General features: G+C 41.9%; 14 protein-coding genes and 1 pseudogene. 7 read left to right on the forward strand and 8 right to left on the reverse strand.

Translation table 11 applies throughout. From position 1 onward, the window contains the following. Positions 1-36: 36 nt before the first annotated feature. The 3 genes from lptC to metG form a co-directional block, all read right to left on the reverse strand. Positions 37-1248: an LPS export ABC transporter periplasmic protein LptC gene (gene lptC, locus V7K69_RS25040; protein WP_335039356.1), complete on the reverse strand. Its 1212-nt coding sequence runs from the start codon at positions 1246-1248 to the stop codon at positions 37-39. After that, a complete protein-coding gene (locus V7K69_RS25045; protein ID WP_041565095.1) occupies positions 1248-1877 on the reverse strand; it encodes a LabA-like NYN domain-containing protein in 630 nt (209 codons plus the stop codon). Before V7K69_RS25045 ends, lptC begins: the two co-directional genes overlap by 1 nt. A 166-nt stretch (positions 1878-2043) precedes the next feature. After that, positions 2044-3648, reverse strand: coding sequence for a methionine--tRNA ligase (gene metG, locus V7K69_RS25050; RefSeq protein ID WP_335039358.1), 1605 nt, complete (start codon positions 3646-3648; stop codon positions 2044-2046). 379 nt (positions 3649-4027) lie between these two features. Here metG and V7K69_RS25055 point away from each other — a divergent pair, with 379 nt between their 5' ends. Both V7K69_RS25055 and V7K69_RS25060 read left to right on the forward strand, forming a co-directional pair. After that, positions 4028-4753, forward strand: coding sequence for a lysophospholipid acyltransferase family protein (locus tag V7K69_RS25055; RefSeq protein ID WP_335039361.1), 726 nt, complete (start codon positions 4028-4030; stop codon positions 4751-4753). 89 nt (positions 4754-4842) lie between these two features. Next, positions 4843-5670: an alpha/beta fold hydrolase gene (locus tag V7K69_RS25060; RefSeq protein WP_335039363.1), complete on the forward strand. Its 828-nt coding sequence runs from the start codon at positions 4843-4845 to the stop codon at positions 5668-5670. A 99-nt stretch (positions 5671-5769) separates the two neighbouring features. On the opposite strand, the gene V7K69_RS25065 is transcribed toward V7K69_RS25060, so the two are convergent. Then, positions 5770-6699, reverse strand: coding sequence for a hypothetical protein (locus V7K69_RS25065; protein ID WP_335039365.1), 930 nt, complete (start codon positions 6697-6699; stop codon positions 5770-5772). Between the two features lie 351 nt (positions 6700-7050). On the opposite strand from V7K69_RS25065, the gene V7K69_RS25070 reads away from it, so the two are divergent. Next, complete coding sequence (locus V7K69_RS25070; protein WP_335039367.1) at positions 7051-8220, forward strand: EcsC family protein; 1170 nt, start codon at positions 7051-7053, stop codon at positions 8218-8220. A 138-nt stretch (positions 8221-8358) separates the two neighbouring features. On the opposite strand, the gene V7K69_RS25075 is transcribed toward V7K69_RS25070, so the two are convergent. Together V7K69_RS25075 and V7K69_RS25080 are read right to left on the reverse strand one after the other, a co-directional pair. Beyond that, positions 8359-8544, reverse strand: coding sequence for a hypothetical protein (locus V7K69_RS25075; RefSeq protein ID WP_185580931.1), 186 nt, complete (start codon positions 8542-8544; stop codon positions 8359-8361). 5 nt (positions 8545-8549) lie between these two features. Then, a complete protein-coding gene (locus V7K69_RS25080) occupies positions 8550-8909 on the reverse strand; it encodes a type II toxin-antitoxin system RelE/ParE family toxin (RefSeq protein ID WP_335039369.1) in 360 nt (119 codons plus the stop codon). A 175-nt stretch (positions 8910-9084) separates the two neighbouring features. Between V7K69_RS25080 and V7K69_RS25085 the strand changes: the two genes are divergently transcribed. From V7K69_RS25085 to fabD, 4 genes are all read left to right on the forward strand, one after another. Continuing rightward, on the forward strand, positions 9085-10566 hold the full coding sequence (locus tag V7K69_RS25085; RefSeq protein WP_335039371.1) for a leucyl aminopeptidase: 1482 nt from the start codon (positions 9085-9087) through the stop codon (positions 10564-10566). Positions 10567-10885: 319 nt separating this feature from the next. Next, positions 10886-11908, forward strand: a complete 1023-nt coding sequence (gene plsX, locus V7K69_RS25090; RefSeq protein WP_012406928.1) for a phosphate acyltransferase PlsX — start codon at positions 10886-10888, stop codon at positions 11906-11908. A 140-nt stretch (positions 11909-12048) separates the two neighbouring features. Continuing rightward, entirely contained in the window at positions 12049-13041 is a 993-nt protein-coding gene (locus V7K69_RS25095; protein WP_335039373.1) for a beta-ketoacyl-ACP synthase 3, read from the forward strand. Positions 13042-13129: 88 nt separating this feature from the next. After that, the gene (fabD, locus tag V7K69_RS25100) at positions 13130-14026 is read left to right on the forward strand and encodes an ACP S-malonyltransferase (RefSeq protein WP_335039375.1); all 897 of its coding nucleotides are present in this window, start codon (positions 13130-13132) and stop codon (positions 14024-14026) included. Here fabD and V7K69_RS25105 read toward each other — a convergent pair. Together V7K69_RS25105 and V7K69_RS25110 are read right to left on the reverse strand one after the other, a co-directional pair. Beyond that, positions 13992-16253 carry an ATP-binding protein gene (locus tag V7K69_RS25105; RefSeq protein ID WP_335039377.1) on the reverse strand — a complete coding sequence of 754 codons (2262 nt, stop codon included), beginning with the start codon at positions 16251-16253 and terminating at the stop codon, positions 13992-13994. The two genes, fabD and V7K69_RS25105, sit on opposite strands and share 35 nt — an antisense overlap. 115 nt (positions 16254-16368) lie before the next feature. Next, a pseudogene (locus tag V7K69_RS25110) lies at positions 16369-16509 on the reverse strand (ATP-binding protein); the annotation flags it as partial. Positions 16510-16574: the final 65 nt, after the last annotated feature.

Below are 16574 nucleotides of genomic sequence, written 5' to 3' on the forward strand. Positions count from 1 at the left end.
CTCTTACCCATTCCCCATTCCCCATTTCCACTAACTCTACTGCTGACGATTGGCTCTTTCTTGGGGAATAATTTCTGTTACTACCCTACCGCTAGAACTGCCACCTTTGACAACAATATTCTCTGTTTGGAGATTACCAACGGCCGTTTCACCCGTAAAATTTAACGGTGGGTCAATTTGCCGATAAACCACATTTCCCTGAGCTTCAACTAACTTATTGTCTAAATACCAAGTTAATGTATTAGATTTCAAAGATTGGCGACGCTGACCAATGGCGTTGACGTTACCTGTTAAATAAACCGTTTTTTGTGGAATTTTCATTTCACCTTGATTGGCGGTTACGGTAAGATTTTCAACACGCTGGAACATCCGCACAGGAGAATTTGTAGTAACAGTTTCTGCGTTCATGTTCCAAGTCATAGAGTTACTAGCTATTTGCACTGGTGGGTCTAGTAAATCTAATTGAGCATTCTGTTGAATAGTGGCAATTTTTGTTTTTAAGTTGACTTCGGCAGAATTACCCTTACCGCGATCGCTAATTTTATTATCTTTGTAGCGATCAATTTGTATGGGGCGATCGCCAATCAGTTTTTCTTCTTTAATATTCCAGATTAAATGCTCGGTTCGTACTTGTAATTGGGGATCAGCAGAATTTGCTACTACTCGTCCAGAAAATTCCATACGCTGTTCGCGGGTTTTAACTCGTGCTTCTTGCGCTACAGCTTGTAGTTGTTTGTGAGTGCCGTTAATTTGGTTGCGGACAATCAACAAATCTTCTTTGGGTCGCCATTCTAATTCATTACCTTGCAATACAACACCATTCTTAGGGTCTGTGGCAAATATCTTACCTTTAAGAAACAACTGCTTCCCATCTTGTTCAATATCTGCAACATCTGCCTTGATTTGGTAAACTACTTTACCATCTTGATATAGTTCACCATAAGGACTTTCAGCTTGACCAATTTGTTTTTCTTTGGTGTATTTTGCGGTTTTAGCCCTGACTTTCCAAATTGGTCTTCCCACTTCATCTGCCTGTTCTAGGGTGACATCAAAGAAGGTTAAATCGCTATCTTGCCTAGATGAAGCCGCAGGATTTTCTTGAGAAGCTGTAGGGGATTTACCCCCACAACTTACTAAACCAAATATCAAGAAAAAAATCAAAGGTAAAAAAAGGAAGGAGGGAGTGGGGGAGTAATTTTGAATTTTTTTCTCCCCCTGTCTCCCTCTTTTATGAAATTGATACGCCATTATTCTTGGATTTCTAGGTGTCCATCACTAGTTCTTGGGTCTTCCAAAAAGCCGATACCAGATAACGGCCGGTATGGATAGCTTTGGCGAGGGGTTTTTTGAATGTCTTCTTTGATGGCTTCTAAATCAATGTAGCGATCGCTTACATTAATTAAGCTGTCACTAGTCATCGAACGCAAACTTACCACTTCTACCCGCACGCCACGATAGCTAACTGAATTGACCGCATAAGCCAAATCCCCATCACCGCTAACTAAAACTGCGGTATCATAGGAATCAACTAGTGCCATCATGTCTACAGCTATTTCTACATCCAGGTTAGCTTTTTTAGAGCCATCTGGTAGCTGGACTAAATCCTTAGCAATGACTCGATAGCCATTGCGACGCATCCACAGCAGGAACCCCTGTTGCTTCTCGTTTGTCCGGTCTACACCAGTGTAGAAAAAAGACCGCAGGAGTCTAGAACCTCCAGTCAATCGACACAATAGCTTCGTGTAATCGATCTCAATCCCTAGTTGCAGTGCAGCGTAAAATAGATTTGAGCCGTCAATAAATATGGCTACCCTACCCCGATTCTCCAAAACTTGTTCTGGCGTGAATATTGAATCGGTTTCAAAATTATTCAACATCATTGTGATACCTCGATTTTTATCCCTGTTATTTTTGATACAAATTACGAACTTTTAGATGCTAGTCACAGCGGCTTATGATAATGTTCCGGGACTAATTTAAGTTCAGCCCCGATAAATTTTTTGAGAAAATAAGAAATTGAACAAAATCAGACTTTGATAAGGACTAATCGTTTTTCGGGGGTTCTATTCGCTTAAAAACTGGTTGGAATGTACCCAACTGTTGTTTACTAGATAGTATCCCCCATGTTGCATGGGTGGCAAAAGGAGCGGTAACTGAACTTTGTTTTTGATCGTTAAAGTCTATTCCAAAGCCCAGTTGCTGATAAATATCGCTACTGATGTTTGGAATAATTGGGGAAAGCAGATAAGCTGCCAGTCTAACTGATTCTAGAACTGCGTAGAGAACTTTTTCTACGGACTCTTGCTGTCCCTGTTTATATAATGACCAAGGAGCTTGTTCATCAATAAACTTATTACTGGCTTGTGCCAGTGAAAGGATAGCGCCGCAGGCTTGACTGAAAGCTAGTTCTTTGTATGCTTCTTTCACCTGTTCCCCTAGACGTAAACCTATTGTTTTCAAAGGATTTTCGTCAGGAATTCCTTCATTGCCGATTGACGGAACATTATTGTCAACGCAGTATTTCTTCACCATGCTCAAGGTGCGATTGAGCAAATTACCTAAATCATTTGCCAAATCTGCATTCAGAACATTAATGAACCTTACTTCATTAAAATCTCCATCTTTGCCAAATTCGATTTCCTTAAGGAAGTAATAACGAACGGCATCACTACCATAGCGTTGAACTAACGCAACTGGATCAAGGGTATTACCCAGACTTTTACCCATCTTTTGACCATCTTTAGTCAAAAAGCCATGCCCAAATACTCGTTCTGGCAAGGGTAAGCCACCCGACAACAGCATTGCTGGCCAGTAAACTGCATGGAAGCGCAAAATATCTTTACCAATTAGGTGCAGGTTGATTGGCCACCATGTTTCTAAAGCATTTGCTAAAGTTGGTTCTGCATCTGGTTCGAGTAATGCCGTGACATAACCTAGCAGTGCATCAAACCAAACATAAAGGGTGTGTTTGGGATCAACTGGTACGGGAAAACCCCAATCTAGATTTACCCGTGAAATAGAAAAGTCTTGCAGCCCTTGATTGACAAAGCTGAGGACTTCATTGCGCCGACTTTCTGGTTGAATAAAATCGGGTTTAGATTGATAAAATTCTGTCAGCTTATTTTGATATTTAGATAAGCGGAAAAAATAGTTTTGCTCGTCTCGCCATTCAACTTCTTTGTTAATATGAATCGGGCAACGGTGTCCTTCTAGCAAATCCCGTTCTTCTTTGAATTCTTCGCAAGATACGCAATACCAGCCTTGTTGTTGTCCTTGGTAGATATCACCAGATTCCCAGACTCGCTCAAAGAATTCTTTGACGATCGCTTCATGACGAGGTGCAGTTGTCCGACTAAAGCGATCGTATTTAATGTCTAGTAACTGCCACAAACTAATGAAACTAGGGACAACTTCATCACAAAACTCTTGTGGCGCTTTGCCTAAACTTTCCGCCGATCGCTGAATTTTTTGTCCATGTTCATCTGTACCTGTAATTAGTAATACCTGATGCCCTAGTAGCCTGTGAAATCGTGCCACTACATCTGCTGCGATCGTCGTATAAGCACTGCCTATATGGGGGACATCGTTTACATAATATAGTGGTGTTGTCAGTGCAAATGTCAATTCTTTTTTATTCACTAGATTCATACAAATTAAAAATTAACTTATTAAAACCTTTTAATTCTTACTTTTGTGGGCAAAACCACGTAATTATACAATAATATTTCCATTTTTTCCAATAACACCTTAATAGTAGCAAATTTATCAGGTCAAAAATTATTTTGTAATCTGTATCTATTCAAATCATTTTTACCTATCTGAGGAAAAGTAACTAATCATAATTTTTTTGAATACTTTCTATTAGAAATTATTGTGATCGAGAATACATAATGCAAAATACAGAAAACTTAGCTGGTTTTGTAGAACAGATATTTCTATCTTAAGACGGTCATGGCAGTAGTAAAGAAATGTAAAAATTAAGTTAAGATAAACCGCCATATTTACCGGAAAAATATATTGATTAGGTATGAGTCGAAATAGCCCCCTAGAGATTTCTCGCGCTTTGGTGGCGGCACTCTCAACACAAATGTTTCGCTATTATGAGGATCGCATTCCCCAAGATGCTAGCGTTTTGGTAGTCAGCAATCACCGCAGCTTCATGGATGCACTGATATTAATGGCGGCGTTATCAAATCCGATTCGCTTTGCTTGCCATCACTATATGGGACAAGTACCAGTAATGCGGGAGATTGTCACCGGTCAATTGGGGTGTTTTCCTTTAGAGAAAACTCAAAACCGCCAACAAAGCTTTTTTTCGCAGTCGGAGTTGCTATTGCAGTCTAAGCAGATGGTAGGAGTGTTTCCAGAAGGGACTACACCAATGGTGAAATTTACTCAGCCAAACCAGTTGGGTGAGTTTCAACGGGGATTTGCCCATTTAGCATTGCGAGCTGATGTGCAGGATTTAGCAATTTTGCCGATCGCGATCGCTTCCTTAGAAGAGGTAAACACGAATGGTTTTCCCTTAAGGCTTTTGAGTGTATTTGACCCTTCAGAACCTTTATTTAATCAAGCGGGTTGGCATCCTTTGGTAATTTATCGTCGGGTTGCGGTGTTGATCGGTCGCCCTTATTGGATAACACCCCAACATCAAAAAAAATATCACGGGAAACAAGCCAGAACTGTTGTGGCTGAACTGACAGAACACTGTCATAGTGAAATTAGCCATTTACTGCGTCAAGGTTGCTATTAGAGCTATTCGATTTTGGATTTTGGATTGTGGGAACAATGAACAGTTCAAAAGTTTTATACCATTGACTAATGACCATTGACCAATGACCAATGACTATCTCTGAAGTTGAGTTAAAGCCTTGTTTCCTGACTCCTAAACGAGTACAGCCAGAGTATCCGCTATTGGTATATTTACCGGGAATGGATGGAACAGGTCAATTATTGCGATCGCAGACTGCTGGATTAGAAACTGGCTTTGATGTCCGTTCTTTGGCACTTCCCCGGAAAGACCTTAACACTTGGGATGTGCTAACAAAAAGTGTATTGGACTTGATCGACGCTGAATTACAAAAAAGCTCTCACAGGTCAGTTTACTTGTGTGGTGAGTCCTTTGGTGGTTGCTTGGCAATGAAAGTAGCGATCCAAGCACCGCATTTATTTAAGCGAACTATCTTAATTAACCCAGCTTCGTCCTTTCGTCTTCGCCCTTGGTTGAGTTGGGCATCTCAACTTACTTACTTAGTGCCATCAGAATTGTATGATATTGGCGCACTGGGATTGTTGCCGTTTTTGGCATCTTTGCCCCGCATTTCTCGGAGCGATCGCCATGAACTGCTGAAAACCATGCGTTCTGTACCAGCAGAAACCGTTCTGTGGCGATTGTCTTTATTGCGAGAGTTTGAAGTTGATGAGGAAAAATTAAGTCGCTTAACTCAACCAGTTTTGTTGATTGCCGGTGGTAGCGATCGCCTTTTGCCTTCTGTAACAGAGGTGAAGCGGATAGGGAATATTTTACCAAATAACAAGATTGTGGTGCTGCCTGAATGCGGACACGCTTGCTTGCTAGAGCAAGATATTAATCTCTATGAAATTCTTAAAGATAACGACTTTTTAGAAAATAATGCTGATATCAGTACAAGGCTAGAGGTGAGAGGATAGGATAAGAGGCGATCAATCTTTTGTCAAAATGAGTAGGCTTGCTCTCAAAAGCGCACTTGTTAGCTAGCCTTACGTCTTTAGGCTAAGTAATACACTTTGCTAAATAATTATTTCCTCTTCTATCATCTTATGAAAACGAGCAACAAAGTCGAAAGCTGCTTCGTTGTCAACTTCTACCCAATAGTCACGTTGTTTAAGCGGTAACTCAAGAAATACTTTCAGGGTATAATATTCGTCTTCTTCAGGATTCAAGATAAGGTAATGCGTAGCAGCTAAACTGTGAAATTTTTGATGAGAGATTTCCTTGATAGTGAACTGCTCTGGGTGTGATGAAAAAATGTGCTGGAGTGTTTCCTTAGCTTCCTCTGTTGCATCGGAAGATGGGACGATAAATGTATATTTGATTCCACGCCCTATATTTTTCTGCACCACGTTTTTGACGCAGGTATTTTGTAAATCTTGGTAGGGAGAAGGAGTAACAACCCAAATTGACTTGCAATCAACATTTACCTCAATTTTACCAAGGTCGCCTGGAGTGTATAACCATTGATACCCAGTTTCGGTTTCACCCTCTTCGCTATCCTCAACTTTATCTAATGCTTCCTTAAGTTCATGCCACCAAACATCGAAGGTTTTTCTAAGAATTTCATGCTCCAACCTTCTCTCAGCGTCCAACTTCTTGTTGATGCTAGATAGTAAGTTGAATACATCTTCTTTTTCATAAACTGTGGATTGAAACTGTGACAGAGGCCCTTGTAGTTCAGAAGGATCAACATGAAAGAGAAATGGTAACAAAAATGAGCGATCGATAGACTTTGATAATGCTCCTGCTTCAAAGTTTAGCCAAGGTGCTTTAATGTTGTAGGGTGTTAAACAGATAATGCCAAATTCTGTATCTTCAAGCTCTTTAGCAAGCACATCACCCCAACGTTCACCTTTGTTAATATCTCCAGAAGAAACAAAAGGGTTAACAGCCTGTATTACATAAGGTAGCCAGTCACGTAACACACTAGCAACCTTGTGACTCATTTTACCAGACCAACTTATAAACACTTTCATACGAAGACTCGAACGGATAATAGTTAAAATTCAACAAATTTGTTTTTATCAAACTTTCTGAACTTATTAAAAATACAAAACCGATTTAAGATTTTCCGTATCTGTTATAAAAATATACAAAATTTTGTTATAGACCTAATAGGCACGTAACATTCATACGGAACAATATAAAAAATAATATTGCTTTAGGAGCTTCATTAAAAGCGTAATCAGAATTATATATCTAGTTCATCTAGAAATTGTACTTGTCGAGAGATGTCAAGCCCCTTATCCTTTCGCTACAAATTTAAAGAGATAGGCTTTACAAGATGGTGTCAAGTAATGGCAGACAAATCCCAACAAGAAATAGTAGTGAATAAATCAGTTAATTCACCTAATGAAACTTCAGAAATAAAAATACAGGGTCAATCATCAGTAGACAATGAACCGTCTGTACTAGAGTCTTTTGTTCAAAGTGTTGCTCAGACTGGCAAAGCAGTTTTAGACACAGCATTAGAGGTGGGAGAAGCCACGGCAAAAGAAACACACAAGTTTATTGAGCAAACAACTCAAACCAGTGGTGAGGTTGTGAATCGCCTCAGCGAAAATTGGTTGATTAGAAAACTATCTGGAGTATTAAATCTAAATTGGCTAATTGGTACTACTGATGCTGTTGATTTGGAAAAAGCAGAAGCTGCGGTAAACAAGCTCAAACAAAAGTATCCAAATGAATCACCCAGCCAGATTGCTCACCGAATCATGGTGGAAAAAGCGACTCAAGCCGGAACTGTTGGACTAGCCACTAGTATTTTGCCAGGAGTAGCAATTGCATTGTTGGCAATTGATTTAACAGCGACAACAAAATTGCAGTCAGAAATGATTTATCAAATTGCATCTGTCTACGGGCTAGATTTAAAAGATCCTGCCCGTAAAGGTGAAATCTTAGCAATTTTTGGTCTGGCCTTGGGTGGAGGTCGTTTGTTAAAAGCTGCGGGGTTAGGCTTGCTAAGAAATGTGCCTTTAGCGGGTGCGGTGATTGGTGCTAGTTCAAATGCAACAATGATCTATTCATTGGGTTATGCTGCTTGTCGATTTTACGAAGCCAAGCTAGATGAATCAACTTCTCTCGCATCGCCACAGACTCTAGCAACATTAAAAGCAGAAAGTGAAAAGTATCTCGAAAGTGCGATCGCTCAAGAAGCCGTCATGGATCAAATCTTAGTTCACATGATTCTGGCTAGCCATCCAGATAAGACTTTGGAAGAAATTTTGCCAGAATTACAAGCTGTAAAACTTAGTCCTACCTCGTTGGATGCCATTGCCCAAAATATCAAATCACCTAAGTCTTTAGATATACTGCTCAATCAGTTGAATCGTGATTTTGCTATACCCTTGCTGGTTCAGTGTGAAAAGATTGCCCAGCTTGACAATAAGACTACACCACTTGAGCAAGAAATAATAGCAGCGATCGCCAGAAAATTTGATATTGACAAAAATGGAATTGGGGCATAAGGCATTAGGCAGAGGAGGTAAAAAAGTAGAGTTATGAGCGGAGTTCACCAGTATCAGACACAAAACTAGCCATTTTTAATAACTTTAAAGCCTGCCAAACTCCAACGGCTTGGCAGGCTTGTCTAGTGTTTTACTAAATTAATGTTCTATCATTAATTTTTTTCCAAATATAACTACCTCTCTTTTTTTAAACCTTTTCCTTTTATCTAATCTAAGTTTTTGCCTAGTTAATTCCTGAGATATTAATTCCTGAGCGCGGCTTTCAATTTTTATTTGGTTTTCTATTGGCTGTTCTTTAATTTTTTCTCTTAGGCTTTTGCCCATTCTTTTTACCCTTCTTCTTCTAGTTTTGTAAGATGGCTCTTGTACCGTGCATCAGCCTTTTGAATTAAGTGTTTATAAAAAAGTTTTTGGCTAACGCCGGATTTGTCACCTGCTACCAATAAAATGGCTTGCCTCAATGGGTCAAAAGCAAACGCTACACGCCAAACACCACCAAAAGCTGAGAATCGTAACTCTTTCATGTTTCCGTACTTCGACCCGTTGAGCGTATCAACATGAGGACGTTTTGCTTGTGGGCCAAACATTTCTAATACCTGAGCCTTAGCAAGCAACTCATTTTTTACTTCTTGAGGTAGAGCATCGAACTCAGACTCGAAATCATCATGAAACTCAACTTGCCATTCCACTAATTTATTATGGTTAAAACTTCATACATTTTCAAGCGTATTATCGATTGACACTCTCAGCGCTAACATTATAGCTACTGCCCCCATCTCCCTCATATTCCCCGCTCCCCTCACCATTAAACAAGAATTTTGAGCAATACTGGTACAGGAAGGAATATTTACACAAAATCCCAAAATGACAATTCAACCTAGTGATAAGCCTTTGCTAGAGTGGGCAGGCGATAGTTTGGCAATAGGATTATTTGAAGATGCAGTAGAGTTAACCGGAGAACTAGCAACTTTAGATCAAAAGTTTTCCGGGGTCTTAAAAGAACTAATTGCGGAAGAAGAATTTAAAGGTAAAGCCAACAGTACAATTTTCACTCGTGTGAATCCTGGTAGCCCAGTACGTAAATTGATTCTGGTAGGATTGGGTAAACCAGATGCACTCAAACTCGACACATTGAGACGCGCTGCTGCTGCGGTAGCCAGAGTAGCAAAAAAGCAGAAAAGCAAAATTTTGGGATTTAGTTTTCCATTATGGAATAACGATCCAGCCGCAAGTGCCCAAGCGATCGCAGAAGGTGTGGAATTAGCACTTTATCAAGATATTCGTTTTAAATCAGAACCAGAAGATAAAGGATCGCCAATAGAAAGCATCGATTTACTAGGTTTCGGTGGACAAGAAGCAGCCATCACCCTCGCCAATCAAATCGTTTCCGGGGTAAATTTGGCACGGCAGTTAGTGGCTGCACCAGCCAATGCGGTAACACCAATTACTTTAGCCGAAACTGCTCAAGCGATCGCTAAAGACCACGGTTTACAAGTAGAAATTCTCGAAAAAGAAGACTGTGAAAAGTTGGGTATGGGTGCTTTTTTGGGAGTATCGCAAGGTTCCGAGTTACCACCTAAATTCATTCACCTGACTTACAAACCAGAAGGTACACCGAAAAAGAAACTAGCAATTATTGGCAAAGGTGTAACCTTTGATTCCGGGGGACTGAATATTAAAGGTGCTGGTAGCGGCATCGAAACCATGAAAATGGATATGGGCGGTGCAGCTGCTACCTTGGGGGCGGCAAAAGCAATTGCTCAAATTAAGCCAGATGTTGAAGTTCACTTTATCTCGGCGGTAGCCGAAAACATGATTAGCGGTCGCGCCATGCACCCTGGAGACATTCTCACCGCGTCAAACGGCAAAACAATCGAAGTGAACAACACCGACGCAGAAGGACGTTTAACCTTAGCAGATGCCTTGGTGTATGCTGACAAATTGGGATTAGATGCGATCGTTGATTTAGCCACCCTAACCGGTGCTAACGTCATTGCCTTGGGTGATGATATTGCAGGTTTGTACACTCCCGATGATGACGTAGCTTCCCAAATCGAGAAAGCTGCCCAAACTTCAGGGGAAAAGATTTGGCGGATGCCAATGGAAGAAAAATATTTTGAAGGGCTAAAGTCTGGGATTGCGGACATGAAAAATACAGGGCCGCGTCCAGGTGGTGCCATTACTGCTGCTCTTTTCCTCAAGCAATTTGTCAAAGAAACCCCTTGGGCGCACATAGATATTGCTGGCCCAGTGTGGACAGATAAAGAAAATGGCTACAACGGCGCAGGAGCAACCGGCTACGGCGTTCGGACGCTAGTTAACTGGGTGTTGGGGATTGAAGAGTAGGGAGTAGGGGGCAGGGGGCAGGAGGCAAGGGAGCAAAAAAGGGATTCGACCCCTCCCTTGAGAACCACTTACTAGAAGTGGGGGAATCAGATCCATGTTCCGCAAAGCTTGTTGGCTCAAAGCTTAGGTCATTTCCCCCTGCCCCCTGCCCCCTGCCCCGTTCCCCCTGCCCCATTCCCCATTCCCCAATTCGTGCTATCTTGAGCTTGCCAGCAAAAATTGTTGCAATAGTAACAGAAGTAATTTGGCGGTCAGAAAGTTAAGCTTTTTCGGCAAAGCCATCTGGTAAAATTTATAAGGTTTCTAAAAGCTCTGAGCAATGGGATCGACTCGCGTACGGATCGCAATTGACGCAATGGGAGGGGATCACGCACCCGGTGAAATCGTTGCTGGCGCACTGCGAGCAAAGGAAGAATTGGGTGTAGAGATATTACTTGTTGGTGATCCCCAACAAATAGAAGCTGCCTTGCCGCCAAAAACGAATTTAGCGCAGGTGGAGATCGTTCCTGCTGAGGAAGCGATCGCAATGGATGAGGAGCCTTTAAATGCGGTTAGACGCAAACGCAAGGCTTCTATCAATGTGGCAATGGATTTAGTTAAGCAGCAAAAGGCAGATGCCGTATTTTCTGCCGGTCACTCTGGGGCAGCAATGGCATCAGCCTTGCTTCGCTTAGGACGATTGCCGGGAATTGATCGTCCAGCAATCGGGACTGTTTTTCCGACAATTGTTGCTGGAAAACCAGTGTTAGTTCTTGATGTTGGCGCAAATGTAGATTGCCGCCCGAAGTTTTTAGAGCAGTTTGCCGTCATGGGATCGGCTTACAGTCAGTATGTCTTAGGTACAACTGAACCGAAAGTGGGTTTGTTGAATATCGGTGAAGAAGACTCTAAAGGCAATGATGCAGCCGTCCGTGCCCACCAACTGCTCCGCGAAAATTCTCAAATTAATTTTATTGGCAATGCCGAAGGGCGTGATGTGCTTTCCGGTCACTTCGATGTAATTGTCTGCGATGGCTTTGTGGGCAATGTACTGTTAAAATTTGCCGAAGCAGTTGGAGAAGTGATTCTGCAAATTCTGCGGGAAGAATTACCCCAAGGACTGCATGGTCAAATCGGTTCAGCATTCTTAAAACCAAACCTGAAGCGAGTTAAGCAACGCATGGATCATGCAGAACATGGTGGTGCTTTGTTATTAGGCGTGGCAGGAGTTTGTTTTATTGGTCACGGTAGCTCACAAGCACCTTCGATTTTCAATGCTATTCGCATGGCTAAAGAAGCTGTTGACAACCAGGTGCTACAACGAATTCAGTCCCAATATATCCTAGAGCGCGAAAGCGGTTAGTCATTAGTCATTGGTCATTGGTCATTAGTCATTGGTCATTTGTAAAGCACAAAGGACAACTGACAAAGGACAACTGACAAAGGACAAATGACAAAGGACAAATGACAAAGGACATAAGCTGATAGCTTGGGAGATTAGGTGTGGAAAACTTAGGCATAGCAATTACCGGAAGTGGCTCGGCAGTACCAGCAACTTCCCTACACAACCAGACATTGACTGAACTAGTTGAAACATCAGACGAGTGGATTGCCACAAGAACAGGAATTCGCCAACGACGATTAGCGGTGTCATCTGAGTCCTTAAGTGGACTAGCTGCTGCTGCCAGTAGTCGCGCGATCGCAGCTTCAGGAATTAGACCAGAAGACCTAGACTTGATTTTGCTAGCGACTTCCACCCCTGATGATTTGTTTGGTAGTGCTTGTCAAGTACAGGCTCAATTAGGAGCTACCAACGCAGTCGCCTTTGACTTGACAGCAGCCTGCTCTGGCTTTGTGTTTGGTCTGGTTACAGCAGCCCAATACATTAGAACCGGTGTCTATAAAAATGTACTGTTGATAGGGGCAGATATCCTCTCTCGTTGGGTAGATTGGCAAGATCGTCGGACTTGTGTACTATTCGGCGATGGTGCAGGAGCAGTAGTATTGCAGGCTTCTAAAAGCGATCGCCTATTAGGATTTGCACTTAAAAGTGATGGCACTCAAAACCATCACCTCAACCTTGCCTATGCAGGCGCTTCCCAAGAATTACTCCCTGGTGTAAATATCACTAAAGGCACTTATCAACCTATTACTATGAACGGCAAAGAAGTCTACCGCTTTGCTGTGCAAAAAGTCCCAGAAATCATAGATAAAGCCTTATTTCAAGCTAACCTTAAGGTTGACCAAATAGATTGGCTAGTGTTACATCAAGCTAATCAGCGCATTATCGATGCCGTTGCTCAACGTCTAAATATCCCAGAACATAAAGTTATAAGTAATCTCGCCCAGTACGGCAATACCTCTGCTGCTTCCATTCCCTTAGCTTTGGATGAAGCAGTGCGACAAGGTAAAATTAAACCCAATGACATCGTTGCGACATCCGGCTTTGGTGCCGGTCTTACTTGGGGCGCGGCAATCTTTCAATGGGGAAGATAAATATTTTGCAATTTGTCATTAGTCATTTGTCCTTTGTGAATGACAAATGACCAATGACAAATGACCAATGACCACTGACTATTGACAAATGACAAAAACTGCATGGGTGTTTCCCGGACAAGGTTCCCAAGCCCTGGGAATGGGAATGGATTTATTAGATATACCATCCGCTAAAGACAAGCTTGCCAAAGCTGAGGATATTTTGGGTTGGTCTGTAACTGAAATCTGTCAAACTCAAGAAGAGAAGTTATCACAGACGCTATATACTCAGCCAAGTCTTTATGTGGTTGAAAGCATTCTTGCTGACTTGCTTCGAGAACGAGGACATCAGCCAGATTTAGTTGCTGGTCACAGTTTGGGGGAATATACTGCTCTTTATATAGCGGGTGTCTTCGAGTGGCCGGCTGGTTTATATCTGGTGAAGCGTCGGGCAGAACTTATGGATAGTTCTATCGATGGTATGATGGCAGCTTTGATCAACTTTGACCGCGAACAGTTAGAAAAAGTTATTGCCGAAACGCCTGATGTGGTAATCGCAAATGATAATAGTTCGGCTCAAGTGGTAATTTCAGGTACGACTGAGGCTGTACAAGCGGTGATGACTCAAGTTAAAGCCAAGCGTGCTATTCCCCTAAAAGTTTCTGGAGCATTTCATTCACATTTAATCGCACCAGCTGCGGCGGAATTCCAAGACATTTTAGAATCTGTGGAATTTCAACCAGCTAATGTGCCAGTCTTATCTAATGTAGAACCAATTCCGTCTATTGATGCCGAGATTTTAAAGCAGCGCCTCAATAAACAAATGACTGGTTCTGTACGGTGGCGAGAAATTTCTTTGCAATTACCAGCTAACGGTATCCAGCGAGTAGTAGAAGTTGGCCCGGGTAAAGTCTTAACTGGCTTGATTAAACGTAATAGCCCTGATTTGATTTTACAAAATATCCAGAGTACTACTGATTTACCTGTTGCTGTTGAATCTTTTTAGCTTTTAGAGGTAGGGTGACAACAAATTCTGCGCCCAATCCTTGTGTGGAATTACAATCAAGTTTACCAAGATGTAGTTCAGTAACAATTTGATAGCTGATAGTTAAACCTAATCCAGATCCTTTACCCACATTTTTAGTTGTAAAAAAGGGGTCAAATAACCTTGTTATAATTGTGTCTGGAACTCCAAGACCATTATCTGCAATGGAAATCTTGATTTGGTTTTCAGATACCAAGCAAGTATGAATCCAAATTGTGTTGGGATGTAAATGAATTTCTGTAGGCGTGCGTTGCTGATTTGCATCTTCTAAGGCATCAATAGCATTAGACAGAATATTCATAAATACCTGATTGAGTTGTCCTGGGTAGCAGATCGCTGGAGGCAATTTACCATAGTTTTTTATCACTTTTATTGCTGGACGTTGCGGTTGATCTTTCAGACGATGTTGCAAAATCAATAATGTACTATCAATACCCTCATGAATATCAACCGTCTTAAATTCAGATTCATCTAAGCGCGAGAAATTGCGGAGCGATCGCACAATTTCGCTAATGCGATTGGTGCCAATTTCCATTGAAGAAAGTATCTTCGGCAGATCATCTCGAATAAATTCCAGATCCAATTCTTTAGCCTGAGTTTGAATTTCAGCGACTGGATTGGGATAGTGAGACTGATACAGTTGAATAAATTTCAATAAATCTTGAGCATAATTTTGTATATATGTGAGGTTGCCGTGAATAAAGCTGACAGGATTATTGATCTCATGTGCCACGCCTGCGACGAGTTGCCCCAAGGCTGACATTTTTTCACTCTGGATCATCTGAGCTTGGGTACGACGTAGTTCTTCAAGTGTCTTTTGTAATGTTGTTGTCCGCTCCGCAACCCTTCGCTCTAAGGCATTATTTACCTGTTCTAGTTGGATAAAAGAAGTCTTTAACTGACTTGCCATGCTGTTGAAAGAACTAGCAAGTCCTCCCAGTTCATCTTGTCGCATGGAATCGAGATCGATCGCAAAATCACCGTTAGCAAGTTGGTTACTAGCGGCGGTTAATTGCTGGAGGGGTTTAGCGATTTGTTGTTGCAACACCGACAAGAGCAACAAAACTTCAAGCAGCAGCGCCAATGCACCGGACATTAAGATAAATTGAGCAGTATCCCATGCTTCCCCTGCTAGCAGTGATTTGGGATAGACGGTGACAAAATACCAATCTGGACCTTGTAAGCGTGTCACTGCCAAGTATTCACGGTCTTGGCTATTTTCAAGGACGTGGGTTTTTGGTTGAGCGTTTGTCACCAACTGAAAAATGCGGTTGAGATGAGGATCGTTGATTGTATCGATTTTGAGTTGACCTTGAGCTTGCTGAATTTGGGCAGTGCGCTGGGGGTGGACAATTAAACGACCGTCTGAGCGAAAAATTAGATTGTAAGTACCTGGTAATTGATCCTGGATGGTATGCTGCATGAGATCGGTTAAGACCACATCATGTCCCACAACACCCAAGAAGCGATCGCCCTCATAAACAGGTACAATTGCCGAAACCATCCAGATATTTACACTTGGATCGAGATAAACACCTGTCCACTTAGGCGATCGCGCCGGGTTATGTTGAGGATCAGCAATATAGAAGTATTCCTCTTTCGGGTTGTAGACATCAGGCGGTATCTTTAAGGCGATTGGTATCCCCTTCCAATAGTTAACCCCTGTATTTTCTGGTGTCAGAAAATAGGTATCGACAAACCGATTAGACCAAGCAGCGCCGTAGTTAGTAACCAGTGTGTTAGCCGTTAGCACACGCTGCTTTAATTCTTGAGTTATTTGCACATTTCGACCAATGACTGATCCGGCATATCGAGTCGAATCAAAGTCTTTGAGCGGTCGATTTTGGGGAAAATTGCGTCTGGTACCATCGTTCCAAGAAAAATACTGCCGTTCAAATTCAGCCTGGAAATCAATATTAGTGGGTTGCTTGAGTTCCAGCAAAAGGCGATCGCCAAGCATTGCAAGGTTATCCTGTGCAAGTTGAAAGATGCTGCTTTCTTGCTCTCCCCGTCCCCTAATGTACCTTTCTAGCTGGGCTTGGGTCTGGGCTTCCAAACGGGATATGACATGGACATAGCTTACCCCAGCAGACACGAGTACCACCCCTGTTACTCGCAGTGCCATATTAATTAGTGTTTTGTGGGTAAGTGAGGTAGGGCGATTCTTAACGATATGGACAGACTTCAAAGACCACTGTTTCTTAAGGATTTGTCTAAATTGGGTAAGCATGCAGTAGCAGAGATAAGTATTTAGGCTGAAGATTTCCTGAAAGTTCGTATGGATGTGCAGATAGATCTATATGCTACAGAGGTAGCTGGATTACAAACTCAGTACCTTTACCTGGTTTAGAATCTACCTCTATCACTCCTCCATGTTTTTCTTCAACGATTTGACGAGCGATCGCTAACCCCAATCCCGTCCCTTTTCCCACACCTTTAGTAGTACCGTTGCTCCTAAGTATTGTTTTGCGAGACTGATGTTTAAGAGCGCCTGTTCATGACGTTGAAA

It is taken from the genome of Nostoc sp. (genome assembly GCF_036917775.1).
In the GTDB taxonomy this organism is placed as follows: domain Bacteria; phylum Cyanobacteriota; class Cyanobacteriia; order Cyanobacteriales; family Nostocaceae; genus Nostoc.